Annotated in this window: 9 protein-coding genes; all 9 read right to left on the bottom strand. The window is 55.0% G+C overall.

All coding sequences use genetic code 11. The features are described 5' to 3' along the window. Positions 1-152: 152 nt before the first annotated feature. The gene (locus tag A3EC_RS0105915; RefSeq protein ID WP_018024259.1) at positions 153-746 is read right to left on the bottom strand and encodes a TetR/AcrR family transcriptional regulator; all 594 of its coding nucleotides are present in this window, start codon (positions 744-746) and stop codon (positions 153-155) included. 202 nt (positions 747-948) lie between these two features. Next, positions 949-4,467: a DEAD/DEAH box helicase family protein gene (locus tag A3EC_RS11540; RefSeq protein ID WP_018024258.1), complete on the bottom strand. Its 3,519-nt coding sequence runs from the start codon at positions 4,465-4,467 to the stop codon at positions 949-951. Positions 4,468-4,764: 297 nt separating this feature from the next. Continuing rightward, a complete protein-coding gene (locus tag A3EC_RS0105905) occupies positions 4,765-5,004 on the bottom strand; it encodes a hypothetical protein (RefSeq protein WP_018024257.1) in 240 nt (79 codons plus the stop codon). A gap of 414 nt (positions 5,005-5,418) precedes the next feature. After that, positions 5,419-6,552 carry a restriction endonuclease subunit S gene (locus A3EC_RS13045; protein WP_083879975.1) on the bottom strand — a complete coding sequence of 378 codons (1,134 nt, stop codon included), beginning with the start codon at positions 6,550-6,552 and terminating at the stop codon, positions 5,419-5,421. Then, positions 6,549-8,150, bottom strand: a complete 1,602-nt coding sequence (locus A3EC_RS0105890) for a type I restriction-modification system subunit M (RefSeq protein ID WP_026162255.1) — start codon at positions 8,148-8,150, stop codon at positions 6,549-6,551. The genes A3EC_RS13045 and A3EC_RS0105890 overlap by 4 nt, the downstream gene beginning before the upstream one ends. 295 nt (positions 8,151-8,445) lie before the next feature. Continuing rightward, the gene (locus tag A3EC_RS0105885; RefSeq protein WP_040428229.1) at positions 8,446-9,903 is read right to left on the bottom strand and encodes an ATP-binding protein; all 1,458 of its coding nucleotides are present in this window, start codon (positions 9,901-9,903) and stop codon (positions 8,446-8,448) included. A 422-nt stretch (positions 9,904-10,325) separates the two neighbouring features. Next, a complete protein-coding gene (locus A3EC_RS0105880; RefSeq protein ID WP_018024252.1) occupies positions 10,326-12,029 on the bottom strand; it encodes a phospho-sugar mutase in 1,704 nt (567 codons plus the stop codon). After that, on the bottom strand, positions 12,030-12,683 hold the full coding sequence (gene deoC, locus A3EC_RS0105875; protein WP_018024251.1) for a deoxyribose-phosphate aldolase: 654 nt from the start codon (positions 12,681-12,683) through the stop codon (positions 12,030-12,032). A gap of 51 nt (positions 12,684-12,734) precedes the next feature. After that, the gene (locus tag A3EC_RS0105870; protein ID WP_018024250.1) at positions 12,735-14,165 is read right to left on the bottom strand and encodes an MFS transporter; all 1,431 of its coding nucleotides are present in this window, start codon (positions 14,163-14,165) and stop codon (positions 12,735-12,737) included.

Raw genomic sequence — 14,165 nt, 5'->3', positions numbered from 1 at the left:
ACTTGCTTGAAACCATAGAGTGAGCTGCGCCACTTTGCACGCTTTTCGCGAACTTAATCACATGAAAAGTTTGTAAAGGTGAACTAGTTATAACTGAACACTGTTTAACCCAGCCTGACCTATAAAGTTTTGCAACGTTAACAAAACGGTGGTTAGCCCTTCACAAGGTCTAACGCCCGCAATGCCATTGCCGAAGCCTCGGTGCGCATCACATCTTTCTCTGCCCATCGCCGCAGGTGATAGGCAGAGTTAATCAGACCGGCAACGAGTTGAATCCGCAGCCGAACTGCCTCTTTGCCCAGGTGAGGCATAGCATCGGCATAGAATGCTGACCAGATTTCGATGTACTCACGCTGCAGCGCCCGCACCTTTTGGTTATCCGTGGCACACAGATTGCCGAGTTCTCGGCTTTGCACCAAGATTCGGTCCGGTTCGGTCACCGCGAACTCGACATGGAAACGCACCAGTTCACGCATTGTTTCGGTGGGGTCCGCCCCAGTCTGTTTCGCGATGAGCGCGATGCGCCGCCCTCCTGCCAGCAGGCGTTCGGAAATCTCAATGAGGATCGCCCCGAGAAGGTCTTCTTTTCCGGAAAAGTGCCGGTAGACGGCGGGGCCGGAGATTCCGGCGGCGGCGCCAACGTCTTCGAGTCGAGTGGAATGATAGCCGCGTTCGGCGATGATTTCGGATGCTGCGGCGATGAGTTCTTGGCGGCGCTGCTCTTTGGCCACCAGGCGTGTAGTCATGCGTCCTCCTAGGTCGGGCGGTTTGCGGCTGAGCTTATTGAGTTAATCGCGGCAAACTGACCGTTTTCACCAAAATTGGTCAGATTGTCCAACCCAGACCGGTAAAAACTCGACTACTCCCCCACCAAATCCAGCCACAAAGACGCACAGCGACACAACTGACCTACCCGACCAAGCCAGCCTTCTCTAGTGTGCTCACTGGTTAATTGGCGTCTTTCGACTCGCGGATCGCACTGTCGTGAATGCGCCGGAGCCGATCCCCAATATCCGTAATCCGGGCAACGTCCCCATCAAAGACATCAATCGGTGTCCCATTGTCCGAATACGGAGCCTCGAAAATATCCTTCATGTGCAGGTAGCCGTTATGCACCAGGCCACCAATTAGTTTTTGAATAAAATTGAGTTGCAGCGCAGTCAGTGTCGAATCGGCAAGGAAGTCGGCGAAGGCGTCGCGTGCGACGGCTTCATCGAGGCCGACCACAGACCGAGCAAAGAGCGACAGCGGCATGCCAAGTTCCTCTCGCAACTCGGCAACATCAATCCCACCGGAAGTGGCTACAAGCTGTTCTAAAGCCTCAACATCAGTGTCGGTGAGCTGCTTTCCACTGCGAATCTTCCGCAGGACCAGCGATTCACCATTGCGGCGCAGCACGTCCCGGGCTTGTTCTTCAATGCTGCTGACCAAAACAGTCCCCTGCGCACTACTTTTTCCGAAGTCAACCACTGTCAACTCACCAATTTCATCGGCAATGTCGATGGTCACCGCGTTGCGTTGAGCCCGATCCACCTTCTGCACCAAACCGCGAATGTTACGGCGCACCAGTTCTAGGTCATCAACGGTTGCTTCCGCCCACCACTGCTCAGACAACAAGTCTTCCAACAGTGAGGCCTGCAGGTTAATTTCCGGGACGTTGGTTTTCGTCAATAAGTTTTTAGCCAGTTTTTGTACCCGCTGGTGGTTCGCCCCGGTCAGTTCTTTACCTTGCTGCGCGGATAACTGGAGATTCAGAATCAGCAGGTCAAAACGCTTGGCGTATTCGTCGTCACCGGCGCTAGCAAACGGGAGCCGCGCCAAGTGCTGCTCCACTTCAGCAATTTGCGCCGCGGTGATGTTCTCCCATGCTTTCGGCGCGCGGTAGATCTCCAACAGTGGTCGCTGATGTGGCCGAACCAGCGGACTGTTCTCCGGCACATGCTGCAGTTGGCTTTGCAGCAGGTCAATAATTGCCGAACGTACTTCGCCACCGTCGAGTTCTTCCACCAGCTTCAGCCGCTGGACGAATAGTCGTTCAGATATTGATTTCTGTCCCGATCCCTGTGTGGCCGCCACTGGTTCTTCACTGCCGAAAAACTCCAGGTTGCCGCAATAGTCGAAAACATAAAACTCAGTTTTGTCGCCGCCCGGCCCCAGTAGGTTCGGGCACAGCCGGGTACCGCGCCCAATCATCTGCCAAAACTTGGTCTGCGAATACACCGGCTTGAAGAACACCAAGTTCACCACGGCTGGCACGTCAATACCGGTGTCAAGCATATCGACGCTAACAGCCACATCAATGCTGTCAGTTTTCATACTTTCGAATTGGCGAATCAGTACATCTGCGCGGCTACTCTCGTGGGTGATCATCCGGGTGTTCAGCACTGGGTTAATCACCTGCATCCGCTCAGTAATCAGCTCCGCATGTATGGTGTTTCGCGCAAAAATGATGGTCTTGCCCAGCCGGTCGGCGCCCTGGACCTTGATACCGTGTTCGAGCACTTGTCGCAGCACTTCGTCGATGGTGCTGACGTTGAATAAATTTGCGTTAATCTCTGCGGCGGAGGCTTCCGCAGGCGGCTCAAGGGGGTTGCCGTCGTCGTCTGTGCCCCAGTCTTGGGTGTCCCACTTCAGTTTCTCTTCGGCACTGAGGTCGTTGTAGGCCACGCCGCGTCGCAGCACCGTGGTGTCGCTGGTGAATGCTCGAAACGGAACTAGGAAGCCTTCGTCAACGGCTTGCTTCAGCCCATAGTTGCCCACTGGTTTGCCATCTTCCAGGTTGAACATGGCGTAAGTATTGTGGTCGATTTCGTTGCGCGGTGTGGCGGTCAGCCCCAGCAGCATGGCATCGAAGTATTCAAAAATCCGGGCGTAGCGTCGATAGATGCTGCGGTGTGCTTCATCGACAATCACCAGGTCAAAGGCATATGGGCTGAATTCAGTGCCCAGTTTGTCCATCATTGACTGGTAGGTGCAGGCGTAGACAGTGCCGGTACCGCCAGGGTTTTCCAGCAGGTTCACTACCCCAGCTTCGCCGTAAATGTTCTGGTAGTTCCGGGCGGCCTGGTTCACCAGTGCTTTCCGGTCAGCGAGGAAGAGAACGTTCTTTACCCACCCGCCTTGCTGCAGCAGTTTTGTCAGCGCAATGGCGGTGCGTGTTTTGCCGGTGCCGGTAGCCATCACTAGCAGCGCCCGTCGGTGCCCGGCTTCAAGGTGTTCGGTTACCGAGCGGATCATTTCTTGCTGGTAGGGCCGCCCAGCAATTGTTGGGTCGACGGTCAGGGTTTTCAGTGGTTTGCGGTTGGCGCGTTTCCACATCATTTGGTGCAGTTCGTCCGCGGTGGCGTAGCCTTCCACTTCTCTCGGCGGGTAGCCGCCAAGGCCCGGTACGTTCGCGGCGTCATCCCATAGGTGCACAATATGCCCGGTGGTGTAGTAGATCAGTGGCCGCTGCCCGTATTGTTTTTCTAGGTCGTCGGCGTATTCACGGGCTTGTTCTTGCCCTGCGGCAATCGTCACTCCGGGTTTCTTCGCTTCTACAACGGCGATGGCTTTTCCGTCCGAGCCGTAGAGGACGTAGTCCGCGCGGCCGCTTGGCAGTGTGACTTCTTCCCGCAGGTTTCCCAGTTTCTTGGAGAACCCCGCGGTTGCCAACATTGGGTCGATGATGTCGCGTCTGGTTTCGGCTTCGCTGATGGCCAACCGGTCGGTGGTGTCCACTTGCCCGGCCGCCGTCTGTGCCGCTGCGAGTTCCGACCGATGCTTTTCTTTCAGCTCCGCGAGTTGCCGTTCAAGTTCCGCCCGCCCAGCTTCAAGCTCATTGATGCGCTCTTGGCCTTCTTTGGCTTTGGCTGCGGCTTCCACAAAGCGCGCCTGTTCTTTCAGGTGCGCTTCTTCGGCGGCACGCCGCTTTTCTTGTTCTTCAGATAGCAGCAATTCAGTCTGCTTCTGCTGCGCATCCCGCGTTTTCAGGTTGGCGTGTAGTCGTCGTAGCGCGGCTTCGTCTGCTGGGGCTTGTCGTGGTTTCGCTGCCAGCAGTTTCGGGTTGAACCGTCCAGCAGGTACGGCTGCTTGCCCCCGCCCAGAGACGTTTCCGGCAGCCCACACCAGAATGTCGTAGAGGTGTGCGACAGTGTGCGCGGCGGTGTCGGCAGAGATGAACGCCCCGGAGTGCGCGGCGTCATTGCCTAGTTTCCGGACAGTATGGATTTTGTTCTGGATGACTTCCGGCACGTTCCGGCGCAGCGCTGGGGCCCGCAGCCAGTCCGCAAAAGTACCGACCATGTCGATGCGGTAGAACGCGCAGATGTGTTTGACTACTTGTTCCGTAATGAACCGTGCTTGCATCATCGCTGCCCGCGGGTTCGACACTGCGGAGTCTTCCACTTGGCGGCAGTCGTTTGCCAGTGCAGGGAATGCTAATCCGACAAAGCCGAAGTTGCTTTGGGTTCCGGTTGGTTGAGTCATTACGGTCCTTCGGTTCTTGCGGACAGGGGCTTAACGACGTCCACAAACGCCTCAAATCTTCTACCAGCTTAACGTGACAACGCACAGAAAATGTAGGAAACACCCTGTTCAAGGCCAACATTTTCGTATAGCACAACAGTTGCAGCAAGGATGCACTTCATCTCTAAGGCGCAATTCATTGGAGACTGAAAGGGACTCGTATCGAGGCTGAGGCGATGCAAAGCCGCCCAAGAGAGCTACTCCGGACTGCTTTGTATCTATGGACTGCTTCTACCTAGAAGTGAGACTCGAGCTCGACTACTTCACGTCAAACTGCACTGGCTCTCCTTCGCATATAGCTTTTGCATACTGTTGCAGAACGGGTTCCTTTAGCTCGATGTCGTATTTTCGAAGCAGCTGCCGTAGTCGGGTTTTAACCGTGCCCACAGACTTTCCCTTTTCTCGACGAGCTAGCTTCTGGAGCTCAGCGTTTACCTCACGAAAACGCTCCCGAACCACATTTTTCATACCTTTTTCGTCGAACTCGAACTTAATCATGCGCCACCCTCTGCAATCGTGGTTGAGGGGTGTCGCTTCGCGGTAGCTTCTGAGACGTATTTCCCCGAAATAGCGGATCGGAATGATTTACCGTTTGATTTATTTGGCAGCACCTGAGTTACTGTTGTGCGTGGCTGCTGCCGAACTGTTGCCACTGAAACGAACCTTCCACTTCTGGCGCTGCGCGGTACTATTCGTGCCATTTTGGCACCTCCTTATAGGGGAGGAGTACTCCCCAAGTGGGAATGCATCAGTTGCAGCACCTAGAGTGAAGTCGTCTGAAACCTGCAAGTAACAGACCCCGCCCCGACGCTGCACACCCCAGGTCGGGGCTTTCGTCATTCAGTTCGACAGTATCACGTCAGCTAGTCGAACAACATGGCTGTAAGTTAACACTGGGAAAACCAAGAGCCGTTAGCCCATATTCTTGGAAAATAGCCTAGAAGCGAGTGAAACTCGCAGCAGTTCTAGCGCACTTCTCTTCCGATTCAGTATCCCGATTTGTTGCTGAATCCGAACTGCTACTTTGGAGAACTTTTCAATCTCATTTTCCAGTGGAATATTGAGTTCATACCGCATAAGCGAGTCGCGATTGATTTTCGGTATTGAAGACCGTCCAGAGTTCCGGTCCGCGTAAGCGAGGAAACTAGGTGTCGCCAAAAGTTCACGTAGAAAATATGGAGTCAGAGGTGCCTTCGGAACTAGTGCGTACATGTCGGCTGAGCAAACACCGTCTAGTTCTGCCACAACGACCTTATTCAAGTAAGGACGAATTTTTGAGTAAAGAACGTCACCTTTTTCAAAGCGATACTTTCCGCTCGTCACCCTATCTTCAGCGCAGGAGTTCAACGGCCCAATGGCGGTTTCGCCAGACATCAACGCATTGGGAGCTACATGTGGTGAATTACGGTATTTTGGGTGCTTTGGGTCAACTTGGCCCGAACGAATTTCCACTACATCGTTCAAACTCACCCTCGTCTGATGGCTTAATCTCGCAAATGCTGCGAATCGGACTTGATGCAACAGTTCAGTTTCTTTTTCAACTCTCAAAATCTGAGTTTCCATCACCCTCAGTATTGCAGCAATCCGCTTTTGCTCCTCGAGAGGAGGGAGAGGAATTGATATTTCTCGCGCTCTCTTTGCCGAGACTTCTTTGAACGTTGCACCAGTTCCAAGTTCTTGTAGAGGTTCTTTCATAAAGCGCAGAACTTGCGCAAGATACTGCGAGTCCACTTTTGGACCAGGAACGAAGCTTTTGAAGCCTTGGTTGGTAGCGATCTCATTCGATGCGATAGCAACATGGCCAATCGGAGCTCGGCTGCTCCAAAGCACAGTTCCAGCAGGAAGCAACTGGGCTGAGCTTTTTTCAAGACCAGCTTGAGAAATTGATCGGCTTCCTTTTGAAATAAAGAGCTCCCGGTGAGAAGAAAGATCTCGTGGAGTAAGCCAAGGTATATCACCATCCCAGTATTCAGGTATTCCTGTCTTAGGGGTCCCGCCCCCTACGACTTCACATACCTCTCCAAGTTTCACCGTGGGCCAGTTCATTTGTCTGTCTCCCAGTTCTGTCCGCCCAAGAGGCTTTTCAGATCGATCATTCCCTTGGCGATCTCAGCGTCAAGTGATTCGATCTCCGCGATGATCTCCAGAGGATCTCGTGTTTCGACTTCTTCGAAGACAATCTCTTTGTACCGGTTCATCGAGAGGTCATAATCATTGTCTGCGATTTCAGATGCAGGAACACAGAAGCTTTGCTCAGTGCGGGCACGATCGGGCTCAGAACCAGCTCGCTCCGCAAACCGGGCAACCAAGTCAGGAAGATTGTTCTTCTGGTGCTGCTCGTCCGTCAGTTCCGCTCGTTCTGGTCGATCATTCGGGTCGTCTTCCTTCGGCATCCTCACAGTCGGCGTCGGCCCCAAGAACTGCGGTTCAAGTAGCGCATTTCGCTTGTCGTCGAGGCTCAATCCGTCAGAAAGCACCTCATAGAACCATACACTATCCGTACCATTGCCACCAGCATCGGTCCGGGTGAAGCACAAAATGGCGGTGGATACACCAGTGTATGGCTTGAAAGTGCCAGATGGCAATTTGATCACGGCATCGAGACTCTGGTTCTCGATAAGTTCCTTACGAATTGCCTTATGCACTCGAGTGCTGCCGAAGAGGACGCCTTCTGGGACTATGACAGCCGCTCGCCCACCAACCTTCAGCAAAGACAAGAAGCGAAGCAGGAACAGAAGTTCCGTTTTGGTGGTTACACCGAGTTCCTTCAGGTCAGAGTCGATATTGTCTTTATCGGTCTTACCCGCAAACGGCGGGTTCGCAAGAATCAGGTCGAAAGAACCCAGCAATTGTTCGGCGTCACCCTCAAACTTCGCCAATGAGTCGCGGTAAGCAATATTTGGTTCCTCAAAGCCATGCATGAACATGTTCATGGCGGAAATGCGGACCATGGTGCTGTCGAAGTCATAGCCCCAGAAGGTATCCGTTTCGAAAGTCTTCTTAGCAGACCTTTCCATCAGCGCATCACCGTGGTTGTACTGCATATACTCCGCAGCATTCACCAAGAATCCCGCAGTACCGCAAGCTGGGTCAATAATCTTCTCACCAGGTTGCGGGCGCATGATTTCCACCATTGTGTCAATCACATGCTGCACCGTGCGGAACTGACCATTCGTCCCCGACGTGCTGAGCTTGGACAACATGTACTCGTACAAGTCACCGAGAATATCCTTCTTACGGATATCCAACTCATTCAGCTTCGCCATCGCATTACGCAGTGTCGACGGGTTTGAAATACCGAAGTTCGCCGAACGCATGTACTCAGACATGCCGATGCCGCCAAGAGTCTGCAGGTACGGAAACACCTCAGAGCTAACAGTCTGGTGCAGTGCCTGAGGATCGGTCTGCGCCAACAGGTTCTTCCAGCGCAGGTGCTGCTGTTCAGCGGAAAATAGGTCCTCCGATTCTGGGACTGCGACGCCAAACGCACGCTTCTGGTCGATAGTGTCCTGGCGGATATCCAGCTGACGAATGAAGAGCAGATACGTCATCTGCTCAATCACATTCATCGGGTTAGTAATGCCACCCGACCAAAAGACATCCCAAATGGCATCAACCTGGTTCTTCAAAGCTCCCGTAATCACACAATCAACAGTACCGACGAGTGCAGACAGCCTTCGCGGCAGCATGACGAACAGATGTGCGAGGATGCGCACTTGCCTACCGGCGACATGGTTGCGGCGTGTACACGTAAGACAAACGTGTCGAAATTTTCGCGTTTCTTCGACACGTTTCGGCGACGTGGTTACGGCGTGTACATGTCAAAACCGCAAAAGCCCAGTTCAATGCGAATGGGTGCATTTAACCCCAACTTCCCACTGAACTTCCCACCCAACATAACACTTTGGGAAGTTAAGTAGGAAGCTTGTGGACACACCATTACTCAGCTTGCTCCGGACGGATCCGATACCGCTGCTTCGGACTTCTCACTGGTTCCGTACGCTCGACCAAGCCATCCGCTATCAACTCATTGACAGCCTTTTGAACAGCCGAACGACTAAGCCTTGTTTCTTTAACTAGCTCTGACGTAGAGGCGGAGGTTTGTCGCCTGAGCACAGCGAGGACTTGATCGAAGGCGCTGCCATATCGCTCTTCAGACGCTACTCGCCGCCGATGGAAAACGATCGTAAAGCTATCCAATCGATTGCGATAATCGGGAGGAGGCATCAGCGCATCTGCCAAAGACTGATTAATTGTGGCGATCCCGGTACCACGATTTTCAGCCACAACACCTGTCTCATTTCCACCGCTGTCGAACTTCACGTCCTCAAGGAACGAAGAAAGACGCTGGTTTCGTGTGGAACTAACTCCGGGTTTACCCAGATTATGGACAGTGACTCCCCCATACAGCCCGCCTGGGCTTGTGATTTCTAGGCGGTCTACAAACATATTGATCTGCACCTGACTACCTTGGGCATGTGGAGAATAGTCTCGGTGCATCAAGGCATTCACCAAAGCCTCACGCACCGCAACCGGCGGATAGTCTGGAAGCTCAGACCGATACTTCTCACCAATCAGCGCACCAGTACGCATGTTTCGTTTCACGGCTTCAATACCGGCATCCACTAACTCAGGAATAGTGCCTGCCAGCGTCGCACTATCCAGCAATCGAACGCCCTGAGTAATGTCGCCCTTGCCAGTTCCCGGAAAGTTGGCAAAAGAAACTGTCAAGCGAGGGAAGAACTCCTGTGGATACTCCCCCATGACAAGCAACGATGCCAGCGTCGGATGCGAATCCTTCATAATACGAAGCCGCCTTAATGCATCATCATTCCCTTCCCGAAAGGTCTTGGGGCGTCGCGCTTTCTGCAGCTCAAGGTACCCATCAAGCACACCGGGGTTTAGGTCAGCAAGCCCGGCTTCTTCAACCTTTTCTTCGTCCCACTTCGGCTGCACCTGTTCTTCGAGGAGTCGATCTACCTCATATCGTGAGAGTCGCATATCCCCGTCACCTGCACGAACATAGCTACCGCTATATTGCCCCCTGTCAGTAATAAAACAAGGCTTTTCAGTGGAAACCAGCTCCGGCACTTCCGCTACCAAGAGCACACTCCCCTCAAATGGCACAATGTCAATCAGGGGTCTGACAACAGGAGTTAATTTGGCGCATTGACTCTGCAAAGCGTCTTGCATCTTTCGAGCGTCAAAGTCAGGATCTGGCAGGAACCCTGAGGATTCATCCAGGCCGACAATCAGAAGGCCACCATTTGCATTTGAGAAGGCACTCAAAGTCTCAAGCACCGACTTTCCAATGCCGTTCTTCACCTCTATCTGTTGCTTATCGGTGCCAACAAGCCGCAGCGTGTCAACAATTGACTTTAGTTGCTCTGGTTCCATCAACCTCTGCTTCCCACTCAGCTTCCCACTCAACATAACACTTTGGGAAGCCAAGTGGGAAGCTTGTGGGAAGTAAGCGCTTCTTCCTGTCCGCCGGCATGGTTACGGCGTTTACATGTCAGAAAAACGTGTCGAAATTTTCGCGTTTCTTCGACACGTTACGGCGACGTAGTTACGGCGTATACATACCAAATCCACAAAAGCCCAGGTCGCTGCGATTCAGCTCGGTCAATGCCAACTTCCCACTTAACTTCCCACTCGACATAACACTTTGGGAAGTTAAGTGGGAAGCTTGTAGGAAGTTGCCCCTGACGGCAGGCCGACAGTTACCATATTCAGTTTCTCAACCCGCAAAAGTGGCCTCCCACTCGGACGAATCCAAGCAGGAGGCCACTCAAACACCTAGGTAATGCCAGAGCACCTCACATTCCTAGGTGAGCTTTCAAATCAGCGGCAATCTTCGCCAGCCGCTCCCGGGCAGCCGCCCGCGGAACCTCCGCGCCGACCTCCACCGGGGCAACCACTTCCAGGTAGCACTTCAGCTTCGGTTCGGTACCCGATGGCCGCACGATCACGCGGTCATTGCGGTCCGTCAAGAAGTACATGCCGTCCGTGGCACCAATGCCCAACCCATCCAGAGCCATATCAATCACGGTCGCCACCGGCGCGCCAGCCAGCTCAGCTGGTGGCTGCGTCCGCAGCTTCTCCATACCCTTGGCAATCAGCGACAGGTCCTCCACTCGGAACGTCAGCGGTGCCGTCAAATACAGACCGTGGGTCCGTGCCAGGTCATCCAATGCGTCATCAAGCGTCTTTCCGGCGGCCTTCAACTCACCCACCAGGCTGGCAGCCACAACGGACGCGGAAATGCCATCCTTATCCGCCACCGCAGCTGGGTCACAGCAGTAGCCAATGGCTTCCTCGTAGCCGAACGCCAGGTGCGGGGTGCGGGCAATCCACTTGAAGCCAGTCAGCGTCGTCGCATGGGCCAAACCGTGGTGCTCCGCAATGCAGGACAGCAACCGGCTAGACACCACCGAATTCGCAAACGCACTATCAGCGCTGGTCAAACCATGTGACGCAATGTACTCGCCGAGCAGCGCGCCAGTCTCATCACCGGTGAGCTGACGCCAACCACCCTCGGCATCGGCATCCGGGGTCGCCAATGCACAACGGTCCGCATCCGGGTCGTAGGCAATAATGACATCCGCACCGATGCTCGTGGCATGAGCCTTCGCCAAATCCAGCGCGCCCAGCTCCTCTGGGTTCGGGAATGCCACCGTTGGGAAGTCAGGGTCTGGGTCGCACTGCTCCGCCACCAGCGACACAGTGAAACCAGCGCGCTCCAGAATTTCCTTACCCAGCGCGGCACCAACACCGTGCATGGCGGTCAGCGCAATCACGACATCGGTGTGTTTGCCGACCAAGCTCAGCGCGCGATCCACATAGTCGCTGCGCGGATCAATCGGCTCAATCAGGTCCCGGTTGCGGGGCACCGAACTTGCCGCTGGCGCCGCCGCAATCGCCGCCGAAATCTCGCTATCGGCAGGCGACACCAACTGCACGCCCTCGGCAGGACCGGAAGCAACCCGCCCGCCTAGGTACACCTTGTAGCCATTATCTGCTGGTGGATTATGCGAGGCAGTCACCATAATGCCAGCATCCGCACCGAGCTTTTTGACGGTAAACGCCGTCAGCGGAGTTGGATTTTTCGCTGGCAATACCAATGCTCGGCCACCCAGCGCAGACACGACCTCAGCAGCATCCTGTTGGAACTGGGCCGAACCGTGGCGGGCATCGCAACCGATCACAATAACTGGCTGCTCTCCGGCCCCAATGCGCTGCTGCACCCAGCTAGTCAGACCATAAGTGGTGCGGATAATGACAGCGCGGCTCAGGCGGGACTCACCCGGCCCAACCTCCGCCCGCAGACCAGCAGTACCAAAGGACAGCGGGCCGTGGAAAGACTTGCTCAGCTCCGCCAACGCTTCAGCGGCATCTGGGCCATCAGTTTCCACCAGGTTTGCCCAATTCAGGACCTGTGCCTGCGCGGTTTCATCCGGGTCGTGGGCCGCCCATTCGCGGGCTGTGGCCAGAAGTTTCTGTACACCGTCGCCGGTAAACATTTACTTCATCTCCTCGAGAATGCTCCGCGAAGCGGACAGACCCAGGCGGGACGCACCCGCATCAACCATCGCCTGCGCATCAGCGGCGGTACGGATACCACCGGAGGCCTTCACGCCAAGGCGGTCGCCGACCGTCTTGCGCATCAAAGCCACGGCGTGCGTGGAGGCACCACCAGCTGGGTGGAAGCCAGTGGAGGTCTTCACAAAGTCCGCGCCAGCGGCTTCGGATGCTTCACAGGCAGCGACAATCTCTTCGTCGGTCAATGCAGCCGACTCGATGATGACCTTCAAGATGCCTGGAGCTGGGACCGCGGCACGCACGGCTGCGATCTCCTCCTTCAATTCGTCGAAAAGCCCCTGCTTAGCCAACGCAATGTTGATGACCATGTCGACTTCCTCGGCACCATCGGCAACGGCCTGGGCGGCCTCGGCGGCCTTGATGTTGGCCTTGACGGCGCCGGATGGGAAACCGACGACGGTGGCGATGTGCAGGCCTTCGGGGACCTCAACTGGTAGCTGGGATGGGGAAATGCAGATGGAGTAGGTGCCCAGGTCAGCGGCCTCAGTGACCAGCGCGGCGACATCGTCGGCGGTGGATTCTGGCTTCAGCAGCGTGTGGTCAATCATCTGGGCAAGCTCAGCGCGAGTAATCATGGAAATCATCCTTTACGGGAAGAAAGAAGGAGTAGAAGAAAAGGAGAAGAGTTAGACCGGGATTTCAGCAGGTACGCCCTGCTTCTGTTCGGTAGCGAGCATCGCGCGGTCTGCGAGGACGTAGATGATGGCGCCGACCAGGGAGATGCCGAAGAGAATCCACAGCACCGTGGTGTACAGCTCACCTTGCTCAGTAGTGGATACCGAGACACTGCCCAAGAAGCGGGTGCCCATATCCATGAACTTTGCGGTGTAAGCAATGCCCAGTGGGATGGCGATGTTGATGGTCAAGTTGTAGAAACCAATCGCAATGCCGGACTTGGCAGCCGGAATATTCTGCAGCGCGGTATTGACCAGCGGCGCGTAGAGCAGCGCAAAGCCAGATGCGAAGAAGATAATCGCAACAATCAAGGTGGCGATGTTGGTTTCCACGAAGAAGGCGGCCATTGCCAGGGAACCGGAAATCATCAGCAGCGCCAGGCGGATCGTGGTGCGCGAGGACAAGTACTCACCGATCTTGCCGGAGAACACCCCGACCAAAATCGCGCAGACATAACCAGGAACCATCAACAGCGCTGTCTTATCGCCGGACAGACCATGCAGGTCCTGGGCGGCGTATGGCAAGAAGATAATGAAACCCAGCTGCGTCGAGTAGACAATGAACACCAGCACAATGGCCCACACATAGCGGCCGTTGGTGAAGAATTCTGGTTTGACCAGCGCGCGGCTGGAACCACGGACGTGCATGGCGAACAGCACCACACCGATGACCGTCGGGATGAGCCAAATCCAGTTAAACGCCTGGATGTACAGAATCAAGCAGGTCGCGAACACCGAAATCAGCAGCAGACCGTAGATGTCCAGGTGTGCTTCGACAGCTTCGTCCTCCGGCACAGTCTTGATAATGACGGGCACCGTCAAAATCAGGAACAGTGGGATGAGGAACATTGCGGTCCACGAAATGTAGGTGGAGACAAAGCCCGAGGTCAGAGCACCGAAGAGCAAGCCAGCTTGGAAAGCGGCCGTCGAAAAGCCCAGGTATTTCTTCTGGTCTTTTTCACCCAGGTGCTTGGTCACATAAATGACGTACAGGGTTTCCGCAGCGGCCAGACCAGCGGTCATAATCAAGCGGCCAGCCAGCACCATCGGCCACGAAGAGGAAAAGATGAAGCCGATAATCGAGCCGAGTGCGGTCAGGCCGATGCCGACCAGCAACAGTTTGCGGATGGAAATGGAGTCCGCGAGCGCGGCGTAGACCACCGCGCCGATGCCGATGATGACACCAGCTAGGGAGGCCTGCAGGCTGGCGGTGTTGTCGGAGATTCCCAGACCGGCGGCCATTGGCATGGTCATGGTCTTGAAACCGTTGTCCATAATCAGGCTGAACACGAAGGTGAACAGCAAGATAGGCACAGCTACCTTTGGGTCGGTGGCAGCGGCCGTTGCTTTTGCGAGCTTAGTGTCGCCGGTTGAGTTGGTCAT

Source organism: Corynebacterium ulceribovis DSM 45146, from assembly GCF_000372445.1.
GTDB classification, from domain to species: Bacteria; Actinomycetota; Actinomycetes; order Mycobacteriales; family Mycobacteriaceae; genus Corynebacterium; species Corynebacterium ulceribovis.
Note: the sequence above shows the minus strand (reverse complement) of the source record. Positions and strands in the feature narration are given on the sequence as shown.

Bases quoted from the DNA above. Each gene is read 5' to 3' on its own strand.
- A3EC_RS11540 (WP_018024258.1), bottom strand. From the start codon at position 4,467: ATGACTCAACCAACCGGAACCCAAAGCAACTTCGGCTTTGTCGGATTA.
- deoC (WP_018024251.1), bottom strand. From the start codon at position 12,683: ATGATTACTCGCGCTGAGCTTGCCCAGATGATTGACCACACGCTGCTG.
- A3EC_RS0105880 (WP_018024252.1), bottom strand. From the start codon at position 12,029: ATGTTTACCGGCGACGGTGTACAGAAACTTCTGGCCACAGCCCGCGAA.
- A3EC_RS0105885 (WP_040428229.1), bottom strand. From the start codon at position 9,903: ATGGAACCAGAGCAACTAAAGTCAATTGTTGACACGCTGCGGCTTGTT.
- A3EC_RS0105905 (WP_018024257.1), bottom strand. From the start codon at position 5,004: ATGATTAAGTTCGAGTTCGACGAAAAAGGTATGAAAAATGTGGTTCGG.
- A3EC_RS0105870 (WP_018024250.1), bottom strand. From the start codon at position 14,165: ATGACCAACTCAACCGGCGACACTAAGCTCGCAAAAGCAACGGCCGCT.
- A3EC_RS0105915 (WP_018024259.1), bottom strand. From the start codon at position 746: ATGACTACACGCCTGGTGGCCAAAGAGCAGCGCCGCCAAGAACTCATC.
- A3EC_RS13045 (WP_083879975.1), bottom strand. From the start codon at position 6,552: ATGAACTGGCCCACGGTGAAACTTGGAGAGGTATGTGAAGTCGTAGGG.